We start from the raw sequence: 23,436 nt of genomic DNA, 5'->3' as shown, positions 1-23,436 counted from the left end.
ATCCCCGCCCCACGGAGCCGATCCGATGAAACTCAATGTCGCGATAACGATGAACGTGCAGCGCGACGCGACGCAGTCGATCTGGTACAACGGCGCGAACCAGCACTGCGTGTACCTGTACATGCTGCTGAAGCAATCGCCGTTGATCGGCGAGGTCTGGCTCGCGCACGACGACGGCATCACCGAGTATCCGCAGTCGCTGATGATGGACGCGTTCGGCGACGCGCTGCGGCCGCTGTCGGCCGTCGTGCACCAGACCGACCTGCTGATCGAGATGAACGCGTTCGTCGACCCGTCGCACACGGACGTCGTGCGCCAGCGCGGCGGCAAGTGCGTGTCGTACCGCTTCGGCAACGACTACGTGATCGCGGTCGAGACGATCAACTTCGAGAAGAACGACTGGCGGCCGAACCCGCACCGCGTGCAGTTCGACGAGATCTGGACCAATCCGCAGCACATGCATACGTGCGCCGCGTATTTCCAGGCCGTGTACCGCGCACCGGTGATCGAGCTGCCGCATATCTGGTCGCCGTATTTCATCGAACGCAGCCTCGTCGCCGATCCCGAGCTGAAGGCGCGCTTCGGCTATCGCAATCACGGGCCGGCCAAGCGCATCGCGTTCTTCGAGCCGAACCTGAACGTCGTGAAGAGCGCGATCGTGCCGATGCTCGCCGCGAACGCGTGCTACGTCGAACATCCGGAGCTCGTCGAGCACGTGTACATGACCAACACGTTCGACAAGAAGGAAAACGTCGCCTTCAAGCATCTCGCGCTCGGGCTCGAGATGGTGCGCGACGGCAAGGCCACCGCCGACGTGCGCGCGCCGTTCGTCGCGTGGGCCGCGCATCACACCGACATCGTCGTGTCGCACCACTGGGAAAACGGCCTGAACTACCTGCTGTACGACGCGCTGTACGGCAACTACCCGCTCGTGCACAACTCGCCGTTCCTGCGCGACGTCGGCTACTACTATCCGGACTTCGAGATCTTCGATGCGGCGCGCGCGATCGCGACCGCCGCGCAGACGCACGACGCACGACTCGACGACTACGCGGCTACCGCCCGCCGCTGCCTGCACCACGTCGACACGCTCGCCGAGCACAACGTACGCGCCTATTCCACGCAGATCCAGCACCTGTTCGCCGACCGCCCGCTCGGCTGATTTTCTTCGCAGCGCCGGTTACGTTACGCCAGTACCCGATCGCCGCTTTGCGCGGCGAACGCGCGGCCATGCCGCCGCCCCATGCGCGCGAGCACCGCGAAACAACGGGCTGCCGACCGGCCTGCACCGCCCGATTGCCTGACGACGCTGTCGGATACACCGCGCGCGATCGCCGACTCGTCGCCGCACGCGCCGGCGATGACGCCCGCGTAATAGTGCCGGGCCGCCAGCTCGCGGCCGCCCGCGTCGAGCGGGCTCATCCGCTGAATGCGGCGCGCGACGATCGTCAGGCCGTCCAGGCAGGACGCGACGTCGATCGGCGCATCGGTCGATTCGGTGCCGAGTTGCCGCAGCATGTCGACCAGTTCGGCGATCGCGACCAGCTCGCGCGCATCGGCCGCCTGCGTGCCCGTTCCGCCTCCGGCTTTCGTTCCCGCCATGCCCACGTCCCCTTTGCGATTCGTCCCGCCCCCGACGCGCACCCCGCGCGCGGCCCTGCCCGTTCCCGCGGTCATGCGGCGGCCGGCGATCGCCATGAAAATCGGATGCCCTGCGCCCACGTGACGCCGGCATCCAGGATGATCTGCCGGTCGGTCTCGCTCTCCACGCCTTCGACGACGACGTGCCGCGCACTTTCATGCGCAAACGCGATCAGCCGGCGGAACTGGTAGCGCCCGATCGCGTTGCGCTTGATCAGCGACAGGATCGAGCGGTCGAGCTTCACGATGTCGGGATTGCCGACCACCAGATTGTTCAATGCACTGAAACCGACGCCGAAATCGTCGATCGCGATCCGGCACCCGGCCCGCCGGAAGCGGTACACGAACGACCGGCCGGCGACCGGGTTCAGCGGCCCCGTCTCCGTGATCTCGACCACCAGCCGCGCGGCCACCGACGGCTCGCGCTCGAGCCGCCTGAAAATCGCCAGCCACGCGTCGTCCACGACCGCACTTGCCGCCGCGACGTTGCAACCGTACACGGCGCCCGGATCGGCGCGCAGCGCATCGATCGTGCGGCCGACCACCAGCCGGTCGAACCAGCGCATCAGCCCGAGCGCTTCGAGGCGCGGCAGGAAGGCGAGCGGCGGCAGCGCATCGCGCTCGCCCCACCGCAGCCGCGCCAGGCGTTCCTCGTACAGCACGCCGCCCGACAGGTCGGCGCGGCACACGGGCTCGTGCGCGAATCCGAGCCGGCTTTCGACGAAACTGCGTACCGACGCAAGGTCGGGATGATCGTCGGGTGCACCGAACACGAGATCGATTTCATCGCGATTCGCTTTCCGATTCGCCTCCTGGCGAGCTTCGACCGCATTCATCCGGCGCTCCGGCTAATGGCGAGCCGCCGATCACGGCTCGACCTCAACACATAGGCGGAACGAGCCGACCTCGACGCGCTCCGCCGCCTACCCGGCCCATCCTGTATGTCGATTTTTTCCGGGGAGCGTACTGTTCGCTTCGGCGCCGTCAAATTCGATATTTTTACGATATTCAGTTACTTGAAATACACCATGCGTGCACGATGCCGACAGTGCGACAGGTTACACAACGCGAATTACAAGAACTCAAAATCAGAATCGTTTATCTTTTTCATCCAAACAGTTTTATCCGGATCGTCTTTTCCCGAATTTGCTCGTCCTGCGGATCGGGACACCGTCAATTGATCAGATAAATACAGTGTCGCGAAGTGCCGCACGCGCTCGATATGCCAGGTCGAAACACCGGCCTCCGCACGTGCTGTCTCCCACGCAAAACCTGCCGCCGCGCATCATTCGATCAGCGCAGCATTCAATTTTCACGTTTCAAACGATATTATGAAAATTCGAAACGGAATCGATCCCCGCTCAACCAATAATACCAATTTCAATTATATGAAGATTATCGATTGAAACATATTTAACAATCTTTCTGATTTGTTAACCTATAAACTTGTTTTTGACGGACTTCCCTCGGAGCCGTCAATTTCGTGCCTTCGAAAACCGTCGAACCCATCGGGTTCGGCGGTTTCTTTTTTTAACGGCATTATTTCGTCAGACATGAGGGCGGGACAAACCCGACGGCGGACGGTGGCGCAACGAACGTGCGCCGTGCAAACTCGGCCTCAGGCGGCCGTCGCGCCGATCAGGTTCGCGAGCAGCGCGTCGTATTCGGCGACGAGCGCCGGATTCGCCGACGTGTAACGGCCGAGGATCTCGCGCTGGCGCCGCGTATACGCTTGCCAGTCGTCATCGTGCGTATGCAGCGCGCGCAGCAGCGCATCGGCGCCCTGCTGCACGTCGTTGTCCGGATAGTAGTAGCCGAGATCGGGCGCGAGACTCGCGTTGTGCACGAGCGGATAACCCTGCCAGCACACGTCGAAATAGAAATAGTTCAGCGGGTTCGACCATTGGTGCGACACGACGATATCGGTCAGGTCGGCCAGGAACAGCGGCGTATCGAAGCGCCCGACGAAACTCGCCTTGCCCGCCCGCACGATGTCCAGGTAGTTCATCAGCATCACGAACTCGGGGCTGTCGTGCGCGAGGCGATCGGCGTTCGTCACGTGCGCGAAGCAGATCGCGTCGGGATCGCGGCGATACGCTTCGTCGATGATCAGCATCGGATACACGCAGAACTTCACGACGTCGTGGTTCGGCTCCATCACCGTGAGCCGCTTGCCGGGCTCGCTGCGCGGCCGATATTCGCCGTGCTCGGGCAGCGACTGCGCGCGTTCGGTCAGGAACATCGGATCCCACACGAACGGCACGACGCGCCCCGGGCAGCGGCGCAGCGACTGCAGGAACGGCAGCGACGACGGCGCGATCTGCGGAATCGCCCATACCTCGTCGTAGCCGCGGTTGATGAACAGCGAATCCCACAGCCGGCGGCCGAACAGCATCGACTCCATCGCGTTGATGTACTCGACGCCGCAGCAATAGCTGACCAGCTTCACGCCGCGCGCTTTCAGGTAGGCCGTCTGCTCGCCGTCGATCTGCCCGCCGAGCTCGATCACCACGTCGAGCGCATCCTTCATGTCGGCGAATGCGCGCGTGTCGTACACGTTGCGATCCCACGGCAGCGCGTCGGTGAGCGGCACGTCGGTCGTGTTGACCAGCGTCACGCGGTAACCGTGCGGCGACGCCATCAGCAGCTTCGCGAGGAACAGCGCGTTCTGCTTGATGCCGTTGATCCACAGGCTTTCGTCGGGGGCACGCAATCCGATCGTGATACCGATGCGCAGGCCGGTCAGGACAGGAGACGTCATCGTCGGCGGGAAGGAAAGTTGAACGGGGATGGCATGGCGCAGTGTAGCGCGCGAAGCGCCGCCCGCGTCAAGCGGCGGCAACCCGGCATTCTAGCGGAGCGACGGCCGCACACTGTCAGGGATAGTCAGCGGCCGGCCCGGCCGTGCCAATCCGCCCGACCGTTATGCGATACTCGTGCCGCCCGGCGGCCGGTTCTCTCGGGGCATTCGAGCAGGCAGCACGCGACCTCGCCGCACCACGATCGAAACCAACGCACACAAAATGGAAAACGATGCCGCGCAAGTCCTCCAGACCGTCCACGACGAACCGGGGCGGCGCTCGCAGGAAAGCGTATCCGGATGGAATTCCGAACTGAAGAACACTGCGCGGATCGTATGCTCGCTTCCCGCCGTTCGGAGCGCGCGATGATCGTCCTCAGTCATTTCAGCCAGCACGCGTCCGCCAGCCTCGATAACCACCGCTGGTACGCGCAGGCGCACGGCTATCGTCACGAAATCGTCGACGCATCCGCGATGCCGCAGGCGCTGCCGTTACGGCCGCTGCATCGCTACGAATCACTGCTTCACGTGCTGCGCGGCGCGCAACCCCACGAACTCGTGCTGCTGCTCAGCGAAGACGCGGCGATCGTCGAACCCGTCGCGCTCGATCGCCTGATGGCCGGACGCGACATGCTGTTCGTCGACGCGTTCGCGTCGCCGCTGCCGCAAGTCGACGTGCAGATCTGGCGCAACACGCCGGACGTGCGCGCGATCGTGATGCGGCTCGTGCAGCGCTGCAAGCTCGGCAGCGAGCCGAGGCTGACGTCGGAAGCCGCGCTGTTCGCGGATCTCGCTACGCATCGCTACATGACGCCGATCGACGGGCTGTACGCGGTGATGCCGTGCGGCCCCGACCTCGATCCGATGTGGAGCCGCGAACCGACGTTCGCGATCAGCATCGACGACACGCCGCACGATCCCGAACGCAAAGGCGCGACGCCGCGCTTTCGCGACACGCTCGTCGCGTACGTCAATCGCTGCCGCGCCGCCGGCCGGCCGCCGTTCGCATTCGATCACGACGCCGCGGCGCCTGACGAAGCCGCCGAGCGCAGCACGTACAACCCCGGCCGCCCGATTGCATTGATGATGCTGTACACGCCGAACATCGGCAGCTACGCACGCGTCGCCGAGCGGAATTTCCGGCGCTACTGCGACGCGCACGGCTACACGCTCTACGTGCATCGCGACATTCCCGCCGAGATCGGGCTGAACGCGACGGGCAACTGGTTCAAGCCGTGGCTGCTGCACGCCTACCTGCAGCACCATGAATGGGTCGTGTGGCTCGATGCCGACGTGCTGATCGCGAACCAGCAGCAACCGCTGGAGCCGCTGCTCGACGGGCGCGACTGGCTGCTCGCGCAGGACCTCGGCCAGTGGGCGTTCAATTCGGGCGTGATGGCGTTCCGCCGCACCGAACGCAACGACGCGATGCTGCGCGACCTGATGACGACGATTGCCGCGCTGCACGACCGCTCGAGCGTCTATGCGAGCGACGGCGACCAGTTGCATTTCATTCGCGCGATGGAGCGCGACGGGCAATTGCAACGCGAAGGCGTGGCCGATCTCGTCAGCTTCAACACGCCCTGGCTGTTTCGCCGCACGGACAGCTACATCGTGCATTACTACGGCATGTGGTCCACGATGCGGGCGCTGATGATGGCGCACGACGACGGGCTGCTGCCCTGACGGCGACGCCGCAACGTCATCGATTGACAAACGGGACGCGCCGGCCGGATTCAACCGGCCGGCGCGTCGTCGCATCGGTTGCCGTCGTCAGATCGCCGCGATCGTCGGCGCGACGGCCGCGGGGTCGGTGATGCTCGGCTTGCCGGTCTCGACGTGCCCCGCGATGCGGCGCGCCCAGCCGGCATTGCCCGCCACCGCGAACTGCAGGTCGTACCAGTGGCTGCTGCAAGACAGGTCCCAGTGCGCTTCGATGCGCTGGCCGGCCGGAACCGTCAGCGTGCGCGCCGCGCCGCCGTACGCGACATCGGTCGCCGTGACCGTGAGCGGGCCGGTGCCTGCATTGGCGATCGTCACGTAAATATCGCCATTCGCGGTGTCGTAGCACGGCGTGATTTCAGGCTTGGCAGCGGCATCCGCAGCAGCAGCCCCCGCGAAGCGCCGGAAATAGCCGTTCGGCCCCCACACGCTCACCAGATAGTTGCCGTTCGCATCGAGCGCCCACGTATCGGTCAGCTGCTTGCCTGCTTCGACCGCATAGCGGCGCGGCATCGCGGTGGGATCTCCCGTATAGACCCAGAAGTGCGCGCCCTGCGTGCCGGTATTCGCGAACGTCAGCGCGTAGCCTTGCGCCTGCAACTGGCCGGTGACATGCAATTCGTACGGCAGTGCGCGCGCCGGCCGCGTGCCGGGTTCCTGCGCGGTCACGACCTGTTGCGCGGTGCTGGCCGGCGCGGTCTGCGACGACGCGCGCGAGCATTGCAGATCGGCCTGCGCGACATACGCCTGCGTGCTCGGCAGGGTCGGCAGCGTCGCATCCGATTTCGAGAAGTCGAGCGCCGACGTCAGGTCGCCGCAGATCGCGCGGCGCCACGGTGAAATGTTGGTCTCCATCACGCCGAAGCGCTTCTCGATGAATTGCAGCACCGACGTGTGATCGAACACCTGCGAGCACACGAAGCCGCCCTTCGACCACGGCGACACGACGAACATCGGCACGCGCGGGCCGAGGCCGTACGGCAGGTTGTCAGCCGTATAAGTGCCGGCTTGCGTCGCGGTCACGACGTTGTGCCGCTCGAGCGACACGTCCACGGTGCTCATGCCCGAGCCCGGCAGCGTCGGCGCCGACGGCGGCACGACATGGTCGAAGAAACCGTCGTTCTCGTCGTACATGATCAGCAGGACGGTCTTGCTCCACACGTCCGGATTGGACGTCAGCGCATCGAGGATCGTCGACAGGTAGTACGCGCCGTACAGCGGCGTGAACTTCGGATGCTCCGAATACGCAGCGGGCGGCAGCAGCCACGACACCTGCGGCAGCGCATTCGCTTGCACGTCGGCCTTCAGCTGCGTGATCGGACGCGTGCTCATCCCGCGCGTCTGCAGCGACGAACCGGCCGGCGCATTCACGAAGTTGTTGAAGCACGCCAGCATGTTCGTGCCGTAGTTGCCGGTGAAGTTGTCGAACCCGGTGCCCTGCTGATAGATCTGCCACGAGATGCCGGCTTTCTCGAGCCGTTCCGGGTAGGTCGTCCAGCTGAAGGGCGGCAACTGGACCTTGTCGAACTGGTTGTCGATGTAGTCGGTGTTGTCGAGCAGCGGGCCGCCGCCCGTGCCGAGCGGATCGACCATGCCCGTCATCAGGTACATGCGGTTCGGGTGCGTGTTGCCCGGGATCGAGCAGAAGTAGTTGTCGCACACCGTGAACGCATCCGCGAGCGCGTAGTGGAACGGGATGTCGTCGCGAACGTGATAGCCCATCGTCATGTTCGACTTCTGCACGGCCCACTGGTCCGCGCGGCCGTTGTCGATCGCGCCGTGCGTCGTCGCCCACGTATGCGGCAGGCCGCCGACGCATTGCGCGTTGACGCCCGGATTGGTCGTGTCGTAGCGGAACGGTGCGATCACGCTCGACTTGTCCTCCTGGCGCGGCTGGAACCACACCGGCTTGCCGTTCGGCAGCGTGACCGGGAAACGGTCGTTGTAGCCGCGCACGCCGCTCAGATGACCGAGGTAGTGGTCGAACGAGCGGTTCTCCTGCATGAACACGACGATGTGCTGCACATCCTGGATCGTGCCCGTCACGGTGTTCGGCTCGATCGCCAGCGCCTTGCGGATCGATTCCGGAAGCAGTGCGGTGGCGGCGGTCGCGCCGGCGAGGCCGGCCGAGAACTTCAGAAAATCGCGTCGCGAATGGATGGCCATGCTGGTTGCTCTTGATGGGTTTTCTGGTGGAAACGGCCGGTATCAGGAAGCGGGCGACGAAGCAGGCGCGGTGAAACCCGGCGGGCAGCGCATCTGCGCGGTGGCGACCACGGCGCCGCCGCACGCGGCCTTCTGCTGCGCGACGGGCGCGGCGGGTGCGGTCAGGTCGTCGTTGCAGGCGCCGAGCAGGGTGGTCAGCGCGATCAGGCCGGCGACCGCGAAAGGCCGTAGGGCCGACGTTCGCATAACGGTTCTCCGTGAGGATGATGACGTGACGCGGACGCGAACCCCGCGCCGGTCATATCGACGCCGAGATGCTATGTTCGACTTGTTACACGACGGTGTCGAGTGACAGGGGCCGACGTGCATGCAGATGCCCGCGTTGGTGCGAAAATGGCAGGTGCGCCGTCGACAGAAAGGCAGGAGCGGTCATCGTCGGCGGGACGGGAGATTCGAAGGAGCCAATGTAGCGCGGGGGGCGGCACACACCGGGAAAAAGCGCGCCATGTCAGCGGACTGCGGACCGCTGCACCGTCATGGATGGCCAGCAATGAACCAGGCGATGCCTGGCCCTTTTTCGAGCGGCTACATCGTCCACCGCCCGGTTTCAATCGCCGCCTCCATCATTTTGATGGTGAGCGGACGCTCCAGTATTTTGTCCCGGGCGTCGGCGCTAAATGGCAACCTGAATATCGTCATCAAAAATCGACCCAATCGCAGTTTCCGGGAAGGGTAATAATAATCAACGTCGAAATCGGAAATATCGACACCAAACGTTTCCGAAAATCTCCGCATCAATCTCAACATGGCCCTGTCGGAAATTTCAAGGTCGATGCAGAGATCCGTGTCCTCGGTAATCTCGAGCTCGCCCCATAGTGGCGAATCGGCCTCATCCCGCACCATCTCTATCAGACGACCGTCCATTAAAAGCGATCCTCCTGCTTGACCAAGCCATTGTACGTGACTGTAGAGCGATACATGATGACTGATATATCGATAGCGGTAATGATCCAACCGACCACCGGCACGGCCCGCCCGACAAAAGCGCCGAGTTCGCGGGTAAATTTGATCTTGAGCAGCAGGAGACTCTTGAATGACGTTACCGTTGGCAGAATTTTGTACTTGAGTTCATAGGGCAACACCTTTCTCGATACCCTGGATGCGACCGAGGTTCCCTTGACCGCTCCGCCGAATTTCCCTCTGGTCGGCACGAACCTTTGACCCAACAAAATCATTGCGATTCCGACAGCATCATCGATACCCAGTTCATCACAGGCCACGTCGATAACAATCAGGCAGAAAAGTTCTGGCGGAGTAAGGTCGATGTGAATTCCGTATTTATATTTGTTCGCCATCTCAGTCTTTCTCTCGGCTACCTTGCGCAGGACACCGGGCCGCACATCCCGGCGATTACGCTAACGCAACCATGTCGCGCATGGGCAGGAACGTGCAGCTGTTTCTCCAATCGGGCCTGATTTTCCGGACACCCCGGAAAGCAGTCGCGATCGCGCGCGGCCTTTCTCCACAAGAGGAAGCAGTCAGTTCGTTTTGGCGAAGAAGTCCGGACGGGGCCGGTTTCGATCTTTGAACAACTGTTGCAACGGGAAAACCGGTGCAAGGCAGCGCGACAGCGCATGTCGAGCGGCCGGTCACCGGCGAGTATCCCGGGATTATTCAAAAACCCTGAAGATGCGACACGCAAATTATTCGTTTTTGTCTACGCGCGACAAGAGCGACGATCACCACACAGGAATGCGATGTCGTCCTGATATGCGATGTCGTCCTGATGCAGGCACATCAGGTATTCCCAGCCCGATGGTGTCGGAGACGCTCGGATAATACGGGGCACGATGACCCGTGCGTGAGAGCCGGCAACGGCCCTCACGCGCGTGCAACGCTCAGCCTTCCGCCATCATCAGCAACTGCGCGCCGTCCGCAACCTGGTCGCCGACGCCGTACAGCACTTCCGCGACGACGCCCGCGCTCGGCGCGCCGATCGTGTGTTCCATCTTCATCGCTTCCATCACGATCAGCGGCGTGCCGGCTTCGACCTTCTGGCCCGGCTCGACCAGCACCGCGATCACCTTGCCGGGCATCGGCGCGGTCAAGCGGCCGCCGCCCTGCTCCGCGTCGCCCGCATGCGCGAGCAGGTTGCGCCATTCGAACGTCTCGGCCGCGCCCTGCGTGAACACATGGAACGTATCGCCGTCCGCATATACGCGGCCGCTGCTGCGCACGCCGCCGAGCATCACGTCGAAATCGATCGGCGTGGCACCGCGCGCCCATGCGAACGGTTGCGCGGCCGCGTCGCCGATCGCGATGCGCGTGCCGGCGCCGTCGTCCTCGTACGTCACCGTCACGTCCGCTTCGCGATCGGCCGCGTGCCATTCGAGCGTGCGGCGATAGCCGCCGTTCAGCCGCCAGTCCCGCAGCGCGCCCCACGGCGATGCGCCCTGCGCGGTCGCACCGCGTTCGCGTGCAAGCAGCGCCGCGCAGGCGAGTGCGAGCATCGCGCGCGGCGGCTGTTGCGGCGCGAACAGCGCATCGTGGTTGCGCTCGATCAGGCCCGTGTCGAGATCGGCCGTCGCGAACGGCTCGCACACGACGATCCGCTGCAGGAACGCGGCGTTCGTATGCAGGCCGACCACTTCGCACGCGCGCAGCGCACGCAGCATCAGGCCCAGCGCTTCCGCGCGATCGGCGCCGTGGACGATCAGCTTCGCGATCATCGGGTCGTAAAACGGCGTGATCGCATCGCCTTCGCGCACGCCGCTGTCGATGCGCACCGCCGCGCCGATGGCGAACTCGACGCCGGCCGGCAGCCGCAGGTGCTTCAGCGTGCCGGTCGACGGCAGGAAGCCGCGCGCGGGGTTCTCCGCGTAAAGGCGCGCCTCGAGCGCATGGCCCTGTACGCGCAGTTCTTCCTGCTTCAGCGGCAGCGGCTCGCCCGCCGCGACGCGCAGTTGCCATTCGACGAGATCGAGCCCCGTGACCATCTCGGTCACCGGGTGCTCGACCTGCAGGCGCGTGTTCATCTCCATGAAGTAGAACGCTTCGCCCGTCATGATGAATTCGACGGTGCCCGCGCCGACATAGCCGACCGCGCGCGCGGCCGCGACGGCCGCTTCGCCCATCGCCTGGCGCACGTCCTCATGCAAGCCCGGCGCCGGCGCTTCCTCGAGCACCTTCTGGTGACGACGCTGCACCGAGCAGTCGCGGTCGAACAAGTAAACGGTATTGCCGTGCGTGTCGCCGAACACCTGCACCTCGACGTGACGCGGACGCGTCAGGTATTTCTCGATCAGCACGCGATCGTTGCCAAAGCTGCTCGCCGCCTCGCGCTGGCACGACGCGAGCGCCGCCGGGAAATCGTCGGAGCGCTCGACCACGCGCATGCCTTTTCCGCCGCCGCCCGCGCTCGCCTTCAGCAGCACCGGATAGCCGATCTCGTCGGCTTCGCGATGCAGGCTGACCGCGTCCTGGTCGTCGCCGTGATAGCCGGGCACGAGCGGCACGGCGGCCGCGTGCATCAGCGCCTTCGCGGCGGCCTTCGATCCCATCGCCGCGATGGCGTCGACCGGCGGCCCGATGAACACGATGCCGGCCGTTTCGCATGCGTGCGCGAAATCTTCGTTCTCCGACAGAAAGCCGTAGCCGGGGTGAATCGCCTGCGCGCCGGTCGCGCGCGCGGCTTCGATGATGCGCTCGATGCGCAGGTAGCTGTCCGCCGCGGCCGAGCCGCCGATGTGCACGGCCTCGTCGCATGCGGCCACGTGTTTCGCGTTCGCATCCGCGTCGGAATAGACGGCGACGCTCGCGATCCCGAGACGTTTGCACGTCGCGGCGACGCGGCAGGCGATTTCGCCGCGGTTGGCGATCAGAATCTTGTCGAACATGGCTTCGATGTCGTCCGGAAGGTTGGGGTCACGCGATCATTCACGCCACGACGGCGTGCGCTTTTCGAGGAAGGACGCGATCCCTTCGCGCGCTTCCGCGCCGGCGCGGGTCTTCGCGATCCAGTCGGCGGTCTGCTCGATCAGCGTCGCGTCGAGCGCGCGGCCGGCCACGTCGGCGACGAGCCGCTTGCACGCCTTCACCGCGTCGGGGCCGTTCGCGACGAGCGTCGCCGCCAGCTTCGCGACCGTTTCGTCGAGCGCGTCGGCCGGCACCGCATCGTGAATGAAGCCGAGCGACGCGGCGCGCGTGCTGTCGAACACCTCGGCCGTCGTGAAGTAGCGGCGCGCCGCGCGCTCGCCCATCGCACGGATGACGTACGGCGCGATCGTCGCGGGAATCAGCCCGAGCCGCGCTTCCGACAGGCAGAACTTCACGCCGTCGGCGGCGATCGCGATGTCGGCCGCCGCGACGAGGCCCACGCCGCCCGCATACGCGTCGCCATGCACGCGGGCGACCACCGGCTTGCCGCAGCGATGGATCGCTTCGAGCATCCGCGCGAGCTTGCGTGCATCGGCGCGGTTCTCGTCGTCCGAGTAACCGGCCATCTTCTTCATCCAGTTCAGGTCCGCGCCCGCGCAGAATGCCGCACCTTCCGCGGCGAGCACGATCGCGCGCACACCTTCGTGCGCATCGAGCCATTCGAACGCGGTGGTCAGCTCGGCGATCGTCGTCTCGTTGAACGCATTGCGCACGTCAGGACGCGCGAGCGTGACGGTCGCCACGCGGCCGGCTTCGCTTACCTTGATCGTTTCGTATCGCATCGGTCAGTCCTCCCGGGCGTTACATGCGGAACACGCCGAAGCGCGTGTCGTCGATCGGCGCGTTCATCGACGCGGCAAGGCCGAGCCCGAGCACGTCGCGCGTCTGCGCGGGGTCGATCACGCCATCGTCCCACAGCCGCCCGCTCGCGTAATACGGATGACCCTGGCGCTCGTACTGGTCGCGAATCGGCTGCTTGAATGCATCCTCTTCCTCGGCCGACCACGACCCGCCCTTTGCCTCGATGCCGTCGCGGCGCACGGTCGCGAGCACCGACGCGGCCTGCTCGCCGCCCATCACGGAGATGCGGGCGTTCGGCCACATCCACAGGAAACGCGGGCCGAACGCGCGGCCGCACATCCCGTAGTTGCCGGCGCCGAACGAGCCGCCGATGATCACCGTGAACTTCGGCACCTTCGCATTCGACACGGCCGTCACCATCTTCGCGCCATGCCGCGCGATGCCTTCGTTCTCGTACTTGCGCCCGACCATGAAGCCCGTGATGTTCTGCAGGAACACGAGCGGAATCTTGCGCTGGCAGCACAGCTCGATGAAATGCGCGCCCTTCACGGCCGATTCGGAGAACAGGATGCCGTTGTTCGCGACGATCCCGACCGGATGGCCCCAGATGTGCGCGAAACCGGTGACGAGCGTCGTGCCGAAGCGCGCCTTGAATTCGTCGAACTCCGAATCGTCGACGATGCGCGCGATCACCTCGCGCACGTCGAACGGCTTGCGCGTATCGACCGGAATCACGCCGTACAGGCTCTTCGCGTCGTAGCGCGGCGGCTTCGGCTCGCGCAGCGCGACCGGCGGCGCGATTTTCGGTGCCAAGTGATCGACGATGTTGCGCGCGATCGACAGCGCATGTGCGTCGTTCTGCGCGAGATGGTCGGCCACGCCCGACAGGCGCGTGTGCACGTCGCCGCCGCCGAGATCCTCAGCGCTCACTTCCTCGCCGGTCGCGGCCTTCACGAGCGGCGGCCCGCCGAGGAAAATCGTGCCCTGCTCCTTCACGATGATCGACTCGTCGCTCATCGCCGGCACGTATGCGCCGCCGGCCGTGCACGAGCCCATCACGACGGCGATCTGCGCGATCCCCGCGGCCGACATCGTCGCCTGGTTGAAGAAGATGCGGCCGAAGTGGTCGCGATCGGGAAACACGTCGTCCTGGTTCGGCAGGTTCGCGCCGCCCGAATCGACGAGGTACACGCACGGCAGCCGGTTTTCCGCGGCGATCTCCTGTGCGCGCACATGCTTCTTCACGGTGATCGGGTAGTAGGTGCCGCCCTTGACCGTCGCGTCGTTGCACACGATCACGCATTCGCGGCCGGCGATGCGGCCGATCCCGGTGATGACGCCCGCGCCCGGCGCGTCGTCGTTGTACATGCCGTTCGCCGCGAGCTGCGAGAACTCGAGGAACGGCGCGCCCGGATCGAGCAGTTGCGCGATGCGATCGCGCGGCAGCAGCTTGCCGCGCGACAGGTGCTTGTCGCGCGCGGCCTGGCCGCCGCCCTGCGCGAGCTGTTCGATCTTCGCGCGCAGATCGGCGACGACCGCCTCCAGCGCCGCGGCGTTCGCGCGGAAGTCTTCCGAACGCGGGTTCAGTTTCGATTCGATGATCGGCATCGACGGGGCTCCGTTCGCGTGACGTGGGGCGTTACATCGTTTCCGCGAACAGCTCGCGGCCGATCAGCATCCGGCGGATCTCGCTCGTGCCGGCGCCGATCTCGTACAGCTTCGCATCGCGCCACAGCCGGCCGACCGGATATTCGTTGATGTAGCCGTTGCCGCCGAGGATCTGGATCGCCTCGCCGGCCATCCACGTCGCCTTCTCGGCCGTGTAGAGGATCACGCCCGCGCAGTCCTTGCGCACCTGGCGAATATGGTCGCTGCCCGCCGAGTCGAGATGGCGGCCGACCGCGTACAGATACGCACGGCATGCCTGGAACGTGGTGTACATGTCGGCGACCTTGCCCTGGATCAGCTGGAATTCGCCGATCGACTGGCCGAACTGCTTGCGGTCGTGGATATACGGCACCACCGCGTCGAGACACGCGGCCATGATGCCCGTCGGGCCGCCCGACAGCACCGCGCGCTCGTAGTCGAGGCCGCTCATCAGCACCTTCACGCCGCCGTTCAACTGGCCGAGGATGTTCTCTTCCGGCACTTCGACGTCCTGGAACACCAGCTCGCCCGTGTGCGACCCGCGCATGCCGAGCTTGTCGAGTTTCTGCGCGACCGAGAAGCCCTTCATCCCCTTCTCGACGATGAATGCGGTGATGCCGCGCGCATTCGCTTCGACGTCCGTCTTCGCGTAGACGACGAGCGTGTCGCAGTCGGGGCCGTTGGTGATCCACATCTTCGTGCCGTTGAGCACGTAGCGGTCGCCGCGCTTGTCCGCGCGCAGCTTCATGCTGACGACGTCGGAGCCGGCGTTCGGCTCGCTCATCGCGAGCGCTCCGATGTGTTCGCCCGACACGAGCTTCGGCAGGTATTTCTGCTTCTGAGCTTCGGTGCCGTTGCGGTGGATCTGGTTCACGCACAGGTTCGAGTGCGCGCCGTACGACAGGCCGATCGATGCCGACGCGCGCGAGATCTCTTCCATCGCGACCATGTGTGCGGTGTAGCCCATGTTCGCGCCGCCGTATTCCTCGGAGACGGTCATGCCGAGCACGCCGAGATCGCCGAACTTCTTCCACAGATCCATCGGGAACTGGTCGGTGCGGTCGACCTCCGCCGCGCGCGGCGTGATTTCCTTCGCCGCAAACGTCGCGACGGCGTCGCGCAGCATCTCGATGTCTTCACCGAGCATGAATTGCACGCCGGGCAGGTTGATCATGTCTCCTCCGTCTCCAGAAAGTGTGTCGCACTCACCGATTTCTGAGTTTCGCTCAAATCGAATGAATACGTCGATTCATTGACCAATACAGCGGAAATTTTGCACAGTTTCGCGCCTCGCCGGGTTTGGCGTCAATAGTTTTCTGAGTGATACTCAGATATGATGCGAGCATGACAGCCGCTCCCGCCGACACCATGACCGCCACCGCCAAAGCCGACCGCGCCGACACGCCGCGCGCACCCGCCGGGCGCAAATCCCAGCAGCGCGTGCAGGACATTCTGCGCGCCGGCCGTGAAGTGTTCGCGGAAAAAGGTTACGAGCATGCGACGGCCGCGGAGATCGCGCAGCGCGTGGGCGTGTCGGAGGCGACGGTGTTCAGCTATTTCCGCGGCAAGCGCGAGCTGTGCGCGCGTGTGATCGCCGACTGGTACGACGAAATCATCGCCGCGTTCGAGCACGGGATGCCGCGGGACGCGTCGGTGCAGCAGCAGTTTGCGTTCATCGTGCGCACCCACCTGCGGCTGATGCTCGTGAACGGCACGGGGCTGTGCGCGCTGGTGCTGTCGGAAGGCCGCGCGAAGCAGCATGCGCTGAGCGACGAGCTCACCGCGCTGCAGCGCCGCTACACGGCGCCGTTGATGGACGTGCTCGCGCGCGGCCAGGCGGCCGGGCAGGTGCGCGCGGATCTGCCGCTGAGCCTGCTGCGCTCGATGGTGTTCGGGCCGATGGAGCACGTGCTGTGGGACGCGATCCTCGGGCACCGCAAGCTCGATACGGAAACGACGGCCACGCAGTTGATCGACATGCTGTGGGCCGCCGTGCAGCCGCCGGCGCCCGAACAGGCGGCGCTGGTGCGCTTCAGGAACGAAGTGGCCGAAGCCGTGCGGCGGCTGGAAGGGCAAGCGTCACGCGCGTGACGCGGGCGGGCGGCACGCCGCCGCGCCTGCGCCGTCTAGCAGAGCACGGAGCCGCTACGAATCCTCGCTCACCCGCAGCGGCGCGCGACTCTGCTCGTTGTTCAAATGGACGAACTTGCGCAGCAGGCGCATCAGTTCCTGCGAATCGTCCTCGCCCATCCCGTCGAACAGCCCGGCACGCAGTTCCTTCACCGACGGAATCAGGTGCGTGAGCAGTTCGACGCCCGCCGGCGTCAACAACAGACGCCGCTGCCGCCGCGGCAGCACTTCGCGGACGATCAATCCTTTCGCTTCGAGCCGGACCGCGAGATCGGCGGTGGTCGACGTGTCGAGCGCCACCCGCTGCGCGAGCGTCACCTGGTCGAGCCCCGGATTCTCGTAGAGCATCCGCAGCACCGCGTACTGCACGGGTGTCACGTCCCGGCCCAGCTTCTCGTAGAACATCGCAACCGCGATCTGGTGCGCGCGCCGGATCAGGTGCCCGGGTTCGTCGTACAGGTCGAGCGGGAAAGCCGGCAGGTCGGCGGGATTCGTTTTTTCCATGAATGAGTCGATGACATAGGCGGCGCGCGCCGTTGCGCACGCCGACGGCATGGCGCTGCCTCGCGCCATTTCCCGGGAAAACCAGTATACCGCTCGCCTTGCTCCCGCCAATCTCAATGAGTACACTGAATCTCATTCAGTACACGGAATGACGGGATGCCGCGTATCGGCGGCACCGCCCCGAAGGAGACAAGGAACATGTTTCTCAAGAACGCTTGGTACGTGGCCTGCACGCCCGACGAAATCGACGGCAAGCCGCTGGGCCGCAAGATCTGCAACGAATCGATGGTGTTGTACCGCGCGGCGGACGACCAGGTCGCCGCGCTCGAGGATTTCTGCCCGCACCGCGGCGCGCCGCTGTCGCTGGGGTTCGTGCGCGACGGCGTGCTCGTGTGCGGCTATCACGGGCTCGAAATGGGTTGCAACGGCAAGGCGACCGGCATGCCGGGCCAGCGGGTCGGCGGTTTCCCGCCGATTCGCAGCTTCCCGGCGGTCGAGCGGTACGGCTTCGTGTGGGTCTGGCCGGGCGACGCGTCCGAAGCCGATCCCGCCAAACTGCCCGCGCTGGCATGGGCCGAGGATCCGGCCTGGGCGCACGGCGGCGGCCTGTATCACATCCGCTGCGACTACCGGCTGATGATCGACAACCTGATGGACCTCACGCACGAGACCTACGTGCATGCGACGAGCATCGGCCAGAAGGAAATCGACGAAGCGCCGCCGAAGACGACCAGCCACGGCGACGAAGTCGTCACGAGCCGCTTCATGGAGAACGTGATGCCGCCGTCGTTCTGGCGGATGGCGCTGCGCGGCAACGGGCTCGCCGACGACGTGCCGGTCGACCGCTGGCAGATCTGCCGCTTCACACCGCCGAGCCACGTGATGATCGAAGTGGGCGTCGCGCATGCGGGCCACGGCGGCTACGACGCGCCGGCGGACAAGAAAGCGTCGTCGATCGTGGTCGACTTCATCACGCCCGAGACCGACACGTCGATCTGGTACTTCTGGGGGATGGCGCGCAACTTCCGGCCCGACGACGACGCGCTGACCGCCGAGATCCGCGAAGGCCAGGGCAAGATCTTCGCGGAGGATCTCGAGATGCTCGAGCGCCAGCAGCGCAATCTCGAGCAGTGGCCCGAGCGCACGCTCCTCAAGCTCAACATCGACGCCGGCGGCGTGCTGTCGCGCAAGGTGATCGACCGGCTGCGCGCCGCCGAAAACGCGGCGAGCCCGCAGCGGCCCGTGATTCCGGTCGCGCGGGTCAAGGAGGCGTCATGAGCGGCGCGACATTGACGGTGCGGGTGGCCCGCAAGTGGCAGGAAGCGCGCGACATCTGCGGCTTCGAACTGGTCAGCGACGACGGCTCGTCATTGCCGCACTTCGACGCCGGCGCCCATATCGACGTGCATCTGCCGGGCGGGCTCGTGCGCCAGTACTCGCTGTGCAACCACCCGGAGCAACGCGATCGCTATCAGATCGCGGTGCTGCGCGATGCCGAAGGTCGAGGCGGATCGCGCGCGATTCACGACGAAGTCCGGCAAGGCGATACCGTGCGGATCGGCATGCCGCGCAATCAGTTCCCGCTCGCGTCCGACGCGCCGCATCATCTGTTGCTCGCCGGCGGGATCGGTGTCACGCCGATTCTCAGCATGGCGGAACGGCTGTTCTCGGCCGGCATGCCGTTCGACATGCACTATTGCGCGCGTTCGGCCGATCGCATGGCCTTCGTCGAGCGGATCAATGCAGCCGGTTTCCATGATCGCGCCCGCTTCCACGTCGACGACGGCGATCCCGCGCAACGCTTCGACCTGGCTGCCGTGCTCGCCGCCGCGCCTGAAGGCACGCACCTGTACGTATGCGGCCCGCGTGGCTTCATGGATGCAGTGCTGAACGCGGCACGCGAGCGCAACTGGACCGACGCACGGCTGCACTATGAGTTCTTCGGCGGCGCGGTGGCAACGTCCGGCGCGGACCGCGCGTTCCAGGTGCGGATCGCGAGCAGCGGCAAGGTGATCGACGTGCCGGCCGATTGCACGGTCATCGCGGCGCTGGCGGCGAACGGCGTCGACGTGCTGACGTCGTGCGAGCAAGGCGTGTGCGGCACCTGCGTGACCCGCGTGCTCGAAGGCGAGCCCGATCATCGCGATGCGTATCTGACCGACGACGAAAAGGCGGCCGGCGACCAGTTCATGCCGTGCTGTTCGAGGTCCCGCACCGACCTGCTGGTAATCGATCTGTAGATCGAGAGACGGACCGCCCGACACGCGGCGGCCAATCACGATACTGGAGACACCCCATGGAGCAACATGCCCGACCGCCAATCAATACTCCTAAGTTCCCGCTCAACCGATGGTGGGTCGCGGCGCTGTCATCCGAACTGACGGACCAACCGGTCGCCCGCACGCTGCTCGGCCGGCCGGTCGTGCTGTTCCGGCTGCCGTCCGGGGAAGTCGGCGCGCTGGAGGATCGCTGCTGCCACAAGTCGCTGCCGCTGTCGTGCGGCTCGCTGGAAGCGCGCGGCCTGCGCTGCGGCTATCACGGCCTGCTGTTCGACCGCGGCGGCACGTGCGTGGAAATCCCCGGCCAGGACCGGATTCCGGCGAAGGCCTGCGTGGCGTCGTATCGGGTGCAGGAACAGGACGCGATCGTCTGGATCTGGATCGGCGCGGACGCGCACGCCGAACCCACCTGCGCGCCGCCGCGCTACCCGTTTCACTCGGATCCGCACTACCGGTTCGGCGGTGGCCACTACCATTACGACGCGCCGTATCAGCTGATTCACGACAACCTGATGGACCTGAGCCATCTCGGCTACGTGCACCTGAAGACGATCGGCGGCAACGCGACGCTGCACATGGGCGCGGACACGCACGTCAGCAGCGACGGCGACACGGTGACGCTGGTCCGCCGGATGCCGGATTCCGTCCCGCCGCCGACGTACACCGCCGCCTGGCCGTTCGCGGGCCGCGTCGATCGCTGGCAGGAAATCGAGTTCCACGTGTCGCATATCCGCATCTGGACCGGCGCGATGGACGCGGGCACCGGCGACCTGCTCGACCCGGCGCGCGGCGGCTTCCATATGCGCGGCTTCCACGGCATCACGCCCGAGACGGAAGCGACGACGCACTACTTCTGGACCGTCGCGACCAATCCGCGACACGACATCGAACGCGTCGCGCAAACGGTCATCGAGCAATCCGCGGCGACCTTCGACGAGGACAAGACCGTGATCGAAGCGCAGTACCGGAATCAGCGGCGGTTTCCGGACGGTCGCCAGATCGACATTCACGTCGATGCAGGTCCCAATCGCGCGCGGCGCGTGATCGAGCGCCTGCTGCTGCAACCGGAGCCCGCTTGACCATCGCATGCCGGCGCGCGAACGGCGCCGGCCATTCGCGGCGGGCGCGCCGCAGTTGCCTGTCGGCCCCCGCCATCGCATTGGGTTTTGTCTCATCCGCTTCACCAGGCTTCGATTTCGTCCCAATCAATTAGTCATACTATTCTTATGAAGGATCTTTGACGTGAGCGCAAATATCCGCAATACGATCGACGCGTCCCCGATGAGCGCGTTCCAGACGATGGCCGTCACGGCCTGCGTCGTGCTGAACATGCTCGACGGCTTCGACGTGCTGGCCATCGCGTTTGCCGCGCCGCACCTGGCGGCCGAATGGAAACTGAGCGGCAAGGAAATCGGCCTGCTGCTGAGCGCCGGGCTGGCCGGCATGGGCATCGGCTCGGTGCTAATCGCACCGCTGGCCGACCGGGTCGGCCGCCGCCGCATCATCCTGCTCTGCCTCGCCGTCATCTCGACCGGGATGCTCGCCTGCGCGGCTACGCACAGCACGTTGCAGCTCGCGATCGCGCGTGCTTACACCGGGCTCGGCATCGGCGGCATGCTCGCCAGCCTCACCGTGATCAGCGGCGAATACGCGTCGAACAAATGGCGCAGCGCCGCGATCGGCATGCAGTCGGCCGGTTACGCGATCGGCGCGACGGCCGGCGGTGTCGTTGCCGGTTACCTGCTGTCGACGTGGGGATGGCGCAGCGTGTTCGCGTTCGGCGGCATCCTGACGTTGCTGGCGATCCCGATGGTGCTCGCATTGTTGCCGGAGTCGCTCGATTTCCTGCTGGCGCGGCGTCCGGAGCATGCGCTGCAGAAAATCAACCGCATCCTCGCGCGAATGAAGCGCGCGCCGATCGACATGCTGCCGGTCGCCATAGGATCCGCCGATACGACGGGCCCCGCGTCGAACTGGACGGCCGTGCTGCGCGCACCGCTCACGCGCCGCACGATCGCGCTGTGGATCGCGTTCTTTCTCGTGATGGGCAGCTTCTATTTCGTCGTGAGCTGGACGCCGAAGCTGCTGGTCCAGGCCGGGCTGTCGGCGTCGCAGGGCGTGACCGGCGGCGTGCTGCTCAATCTCGGCGGCATCGTGGGCGCGTCGCTCTTCAGCCTGCTGTCGACCCGGTTCGGCCTGCGCAACCTGCTGGGCGCGACGCTGCTGCTCGGTGGCGTGCTGATGGTCGTGTTCGGCGCGAACACCGGCTCGCTCGGCATCGGGATGACGGTCGCCGTGTTCCTCGGCGCCGTGATCAATGCGTGCGTGGCCGGCATGTATGCGCTGTCGCCGACGCCGTATCCGGCCGAGATCCGCACGACCGGCATCGGCCTCGCGGTCGGCATCGGCCGCCTCGGCGCGATCCTGTCGCCAATGACGGTCGGCGCGCTGCTGGACGACGGCTGGTCCGTGTCCCACCTCTATCTCGCGTTCCTTCTGCCGATGGCCGGCGCGGCGATCGCCGTCGCCGTGGCCGGCGCGCGTGCCACCGCATCGCACGGGCGGCGCGATCCGGCGCTGTCGTAACGCGCCACGCTCGCAGCCTCACCCGATACGCGTCGTCATCCCGGTCACGTCCGGGGCACTATAAAAATCGATAAGCATATCTACATACTGTTTGGAGACAGCCATGAAAAAGAAACCGGGCGTCGCACTCGCGATGGCGATGGGGGTGGCACTGGCCGGCCCGGCCTGCGCGCAAAGCAGTGTCACGCTGTACGGGATCATCGATACCGGCGTGTCCTACTACAACAACGCCGCGCACGGCGGGTCGTTCAGCGGGATGCCGACGCTGACCGGCGAGGTGCCGTCACGCTGGGGCCTGCGCGGCACGGAAGATCTCGGCGGCGGCTACCAGGCGTTCTTCGTGCTCGAAAACGGCTTCCAGCCCGGCACCGGTGCGCTGAATTACGGCGGACGCCTGTTCGGACGACAGGCGAACGTGGGCGTGAACAGCCCGTTCGGTGCGCTGACGCTCGGCCGCCAGATGAACATGTCGATGATCGTGCTGACCAATGCCGACGTGATCGGCCCGTCGATTCATTCGATGGCGGATTTCGACTCCTATCTGCCGAATGCGCGCAGCGACAATGCGATCGGCTACAAGGGCACGTTTCACGGCGTGACGCTCGGCGCCACCTACAGTTTCGGCCGCGACGCGGCCGGGCCGGCGGGACCGTCGGCGACGGGCTGTGCCGGGCAAGTGGCCGGCGACATCGTCGCGTGCCGCCAATACACGGCGATGCTCGCGTACGACGCGAGCACTTTCGGGCTCGCCGCGTCGCACGACGTGATGCGCGGCGGCGGCGGTGCGCTCGCGCCGCTGAACAATCCGGCATACACCGACACGCGCGACATCGTCGCCGGCTACGTGAAGATCGGCCCCGCGAAACTCGGCGCCGGGTGGATCCGCCGCAACCTCGCGGCGGCCGAACACCTGCAGGCCGACATCGTGTTCGCGGGCGGCACGTACTACGTGACGCCCTATCTCGCGCTCGACGCGCAAGGCGTACGCTACCTGCAACGCCGCGAACGCAGCGAAGGCGCGAACGGCACGCTGCTCGTCGGCCGCGCGAACTACTTCCTGTCGAAGCGGACGACCGTCTACACGTCGGTGGGCTACATGTTCAACAGCAAACTGGCCGCGAACGCGGTCGCGGCCGGCGGGACGGTCGGCACCGGGATGAACCAGCTCGGCGCGATGGCCGGCATCCAGCAGAAGTTCTGAACGCCGGACACCGCACATCAATC

Annotated in this window: 20 protein-coding genes; 8 read left to right on the top strand and 12 right to left on the bottom strand. The window is 65.7% G+C overall.

Features of this window, described 5'->3' with window-relative positions:
• The first annotated feature begins 25 nt into the window (after positions 1 to 25).
• A complete protein-coding gene (locus tag HWX03_RS27415) occupies positions 26 to 1,162 on the top strand; it encodes a DUF2827 family protein (protein ID WP_175873402.1) in 1,137 nt (378 codons plus the stop codon).
• A gap of 23 nt (positions 1,163 to 1,185) precedes the next feature.
• Here HWX03_RS27415 and HWX03_RS27410 read toward each other — a convergent pair whose 3' ends face one another.
• The 3 genes from HWX03_RS27410 to HWX03_RS27400 all read right to left on the bottom strand — a co-directional run bounded on the left by HWX03_RS27410 (position 1,186) and on the right by HWX03_RS27400 (position 4,402).
• Complete coding sequence (locus tag HWX03_RS27410; protein ID WP_175873480.1) at positions 1,186 to 1,602, bottom strand: hypothetical protein; 417 nt, start codon at positions 1,600 to 1,602, stop codon at positions 1,186 to 1,188.
• A 71-nt stretch (positions 1,603 to 1,673) separates the two neighbouring features.
• Positions 1,674 to 2,477 carry an EAL domain-containing protein gene (locus HWX03_RS27405; protein ID WP_174433971.1) on the bottom strand — a complete coding sequence of 268 codons (804 nt, stop codon included), beginning with the start codon at positions 2,475 to 2,477 and terminating at the stop codon, positions 1,674 to 1,676.
• Between the two features lie 782 nt (positions 2,478 to 3,259).
• Entirely contained in the window at positions 3,260 to 4,402 is a 1,143-nt protein-coding gene (locus tag HWX03_RS27400; RefSeq protein WP_175873401.1) for a DUF2827 domain-containing protein, read from the bottom strand.
• A 405-nt stretch (positions 4,403 to 4,807) separates the two neighbouring features.
• Between HWX03_RS27400 and HWX03_RS27395 the strand changes: the two genes are divergently transcribed.
• Entirely contained in the window at positions 4,808 to 6,127 is a 1,320-nt protein-coding gene (locus HWX03_RS27395; protein WP_175873400.1) for a galactosyl transferase GMA12/MNN10 domain protein, read from the top strand.
• Between the two features lie 87 nt (positions 6,128 to 6,214).
• Here the strand turns inward: HWX03_RS27395 and HWX03_RS27390 are convergent, their stop codons facing one another.
• From HWX03_RS27390 to HWX03_RS27355, 8 genes are all read right to left on the bottom strand, one after another.
• Positions 6,215 to 8,329, bottom strand: a complete 2,115-nt coding sequence (locus HWX03_RS27390) for a phospholipase C, phosphocholine-specific (protein ID WP_175873399.1) — start codon at positions 8,327 to 8,329, stop codon at positions 6,215 to 6,217.
• 42 nt (positions 8,330 to 8,371) lie between these two features.
• Positions 8,372 to 8,575: a hypothetical protein gene (locus HWX03_RS27385; RefSeq protein WP_175873398.1), complete on the bottom strand. Its 204-nt coding sequence runs from the start codon at positions 8,573 to 8,575 to the stop codon at positions 8,372 to 8,374.
• A gap of 339 nt (positions 8,576 to 8,914) precedes the next feature.
• Positions 8,915 to 9,253 (bottom strand): DUF1493 family protein, encoded by a 339-nt coding sequence (locus HWX03_RS27380; RefSeq protein ID WP_175824099.1) that lies wholly within the window; start codon positions 9,251 to 9,253, stop codon positions 8,915 to 8,917.
• A complete protein-coding gene (locus HWX03_RS27375) occupies positions 9,253 to 9,684 on the bottom strand; it encodes an STM2901 family protein (RefSeq protein ID WP_175873397.1) in 432 nt (143 codons plus the stop codon). The genes HWX03_RS27380 and HWX03_RS27375 overlap by 1 nt, the downstream gene beginning before the upstream one ends.
• Positions 9,685 to 10,227: 543 nt before the next feature.
• The gene (locus HWX03_RS27370; protein WP_175873396.1) at positions 10,228 to 12,225 is read right to left on the bottom strand and encodes an acetyl/propionyl/methylcrotonyl-CoA carboxylase subunit alpha; all 1,998 of its coding nucleotides are present in this window, start codon (positions 12,223 to 12,225) and stop codon (positions 10,228 to 10,230) included.
• A gap of 36 nt (positions 12,226 to 12,261) precedes the next feature.
• Positions 12,262 to 13,047: an enoyl-CoA hydratase/isomerase family protein gene (locus tag HWX03_RS27365; protein ID WP_175873395.1), complete on the bottom strand. Its 786-nt coding sequence runs from the start codon at positions 13,045 to 13,047 to the stop codon at positions 12,262 to 12,264.
• Positions 13,048 to 13,066: 19 nt separating this feature from the next.
• Positions 13,067 to 14,674 carry a carboxyl transferase domain-containing protein gene (locus HWX03_RS27360; protein WP_175873394.1) on the bottom strand — a complete coding sequence of 536 codons (1,608 nt, stop codon included), beginning with the start codon at positions 14,672 to 14,674 and terminating at the stop codon, positions 13,067 to 13,069.
• A gap of 31 nt (positions 14,675 to 14,705) precedes the next feature.
• Positions 14,706 to 15,887 carry an isovaleryl-CoA dehydrogenase gene (locus tag HWX03_RS27355; protein WP_175873393.1) on the bottom strand — a complete coding sequence of 394 codons (1,182 nt, stop codon included), beginning with the start codon at positions 15,885 to 15,887 and terminating at the stop codon, positions 14,706 to 14,708.
• Positions 15,888 to 16,057: 170 nt separating this feature from the next.
• Between HWX03_RS27355 and HWX03_RS27350 the strand changes: the two genes are divergently transcribed.
• Positions 16,058 to 16,804, top strand: coding sequence for a TetR/AcrR family transcriptional regulator (locus HWX03_RS27350; RefSeq protein ID WP_175873392.1), 747 nt, complete (start codon positions 16,058 to 16,060; stop codon positions 16,802 to 16,804).
• A 54-nt stretch (positions 16,805 to 16,858) separates the two neighbouring features.
• On the opposite strand, the gene HWX03_RS27345 is transcribed toward HWX03_RS27350, so the two are convergent.
• Complete coding sequence (locus tag HWX03_RS27345; protein WP_174387096.1) at positions 16,859 to 17,347, bottom strand: MarR family transcriptional regulator; 489 nt, start codon at positions 17,345 to 17,347, stop codon at positions 16,859 to 16,861.
• A gap of 198 nt (positions 17,348 to 17,545) precedes the next feature.
• Between HWX03_RS27345 and HWX03_RS27340 the strand changes: the two genes are divergently transcribed.
• The 5 genes from HWX03_RS27340 to HWX03_RS27320 all read left to right on the top strand — a co-directional run bounded on the left by HWX03_RS27340 (position 17,546) and on the right by HWX03_RS27320 (position 23,413).
• Positions 17,546 to 18,625: an aromatic ring-hydroxylating dioxygenase subunit alpha gene (locus HWX03_RS27340; RefSeq protein ID WP_175873391.1), complete on the top strand. Its 1,080-nt coding sequence runs from the start codon at positions 17,546 to 17,548 to the stop codon at positions 18,623 to 18,625.
• Positions 18,622 to 19,587 carry a PDR/VanB family oxidoreductase gene (locus HWX03_RS27335; RefSeq protein ID WP_175873390.1) on the top strand — a complete coding sequence of 322 codons (966 nt, stop codon included), beginning with the start codon at positions 18,622 to 18,624 and terminating at the stop codon, positions 19,585 to 19,587. The genes HWX03_RS27340 and HWX03_RS27335 overlap by 4 nt, the downstream gene beginning before the upstream one ends.
• A 56-nt stretch (positions 19,588 to 19,643) precedes the next feature.
• Complete coding sequence (locus tag HWX03_RS27330) at positions 19,644 to 20,705, top strand: aromatic ring-hydroxylating dioxygenase subunit alpha (RefSeq protein WP_175873389.1); 1,062 nt, start codon at positions 19,644 to 19,646, stop codon at positions 20,703 to 20,705.
• Positions 20,706 to 20,868: 163 nt separating this feature from the next.
• Positions 20,869 to 22,212 (top strand): MFS transporter, encoded by a 1,344-nt coding sequence (locus HWX03_RS27325; protein ID WP_175873388.1) that lies wholly within the window; start codon positions 20,869 to 20,871, stop codon positions 22,210 to 22,212.
• Between the two features lie 103 nt (positions 22,213 to 22,315).
• A complete protein-coding gene (locus HWX03_RS27320) occupies positions 22,316 to 23,413 on the top strand; it encodes a porin (RefSeq protein WP_175873387.1) in 1,098 nt (365 codons plus the stop codon).
• Positions 23,414 to 23,436: the final 23 nt, after the last annotated feature.

Source organism: Burkholderia sp. BCC0397, from assembly GCF_902832865.1.
Taxonomy (GTDB): Bacteria; Pseudomonadota; Gammaproteobacteria; order Burkholderiales; family Burkholderiaceae; genus Burkholderia.
Note: the sequence above shows the minus strand (reverse complement) of the source record. Positions and strands in the feature narration are given on the sequence as shown.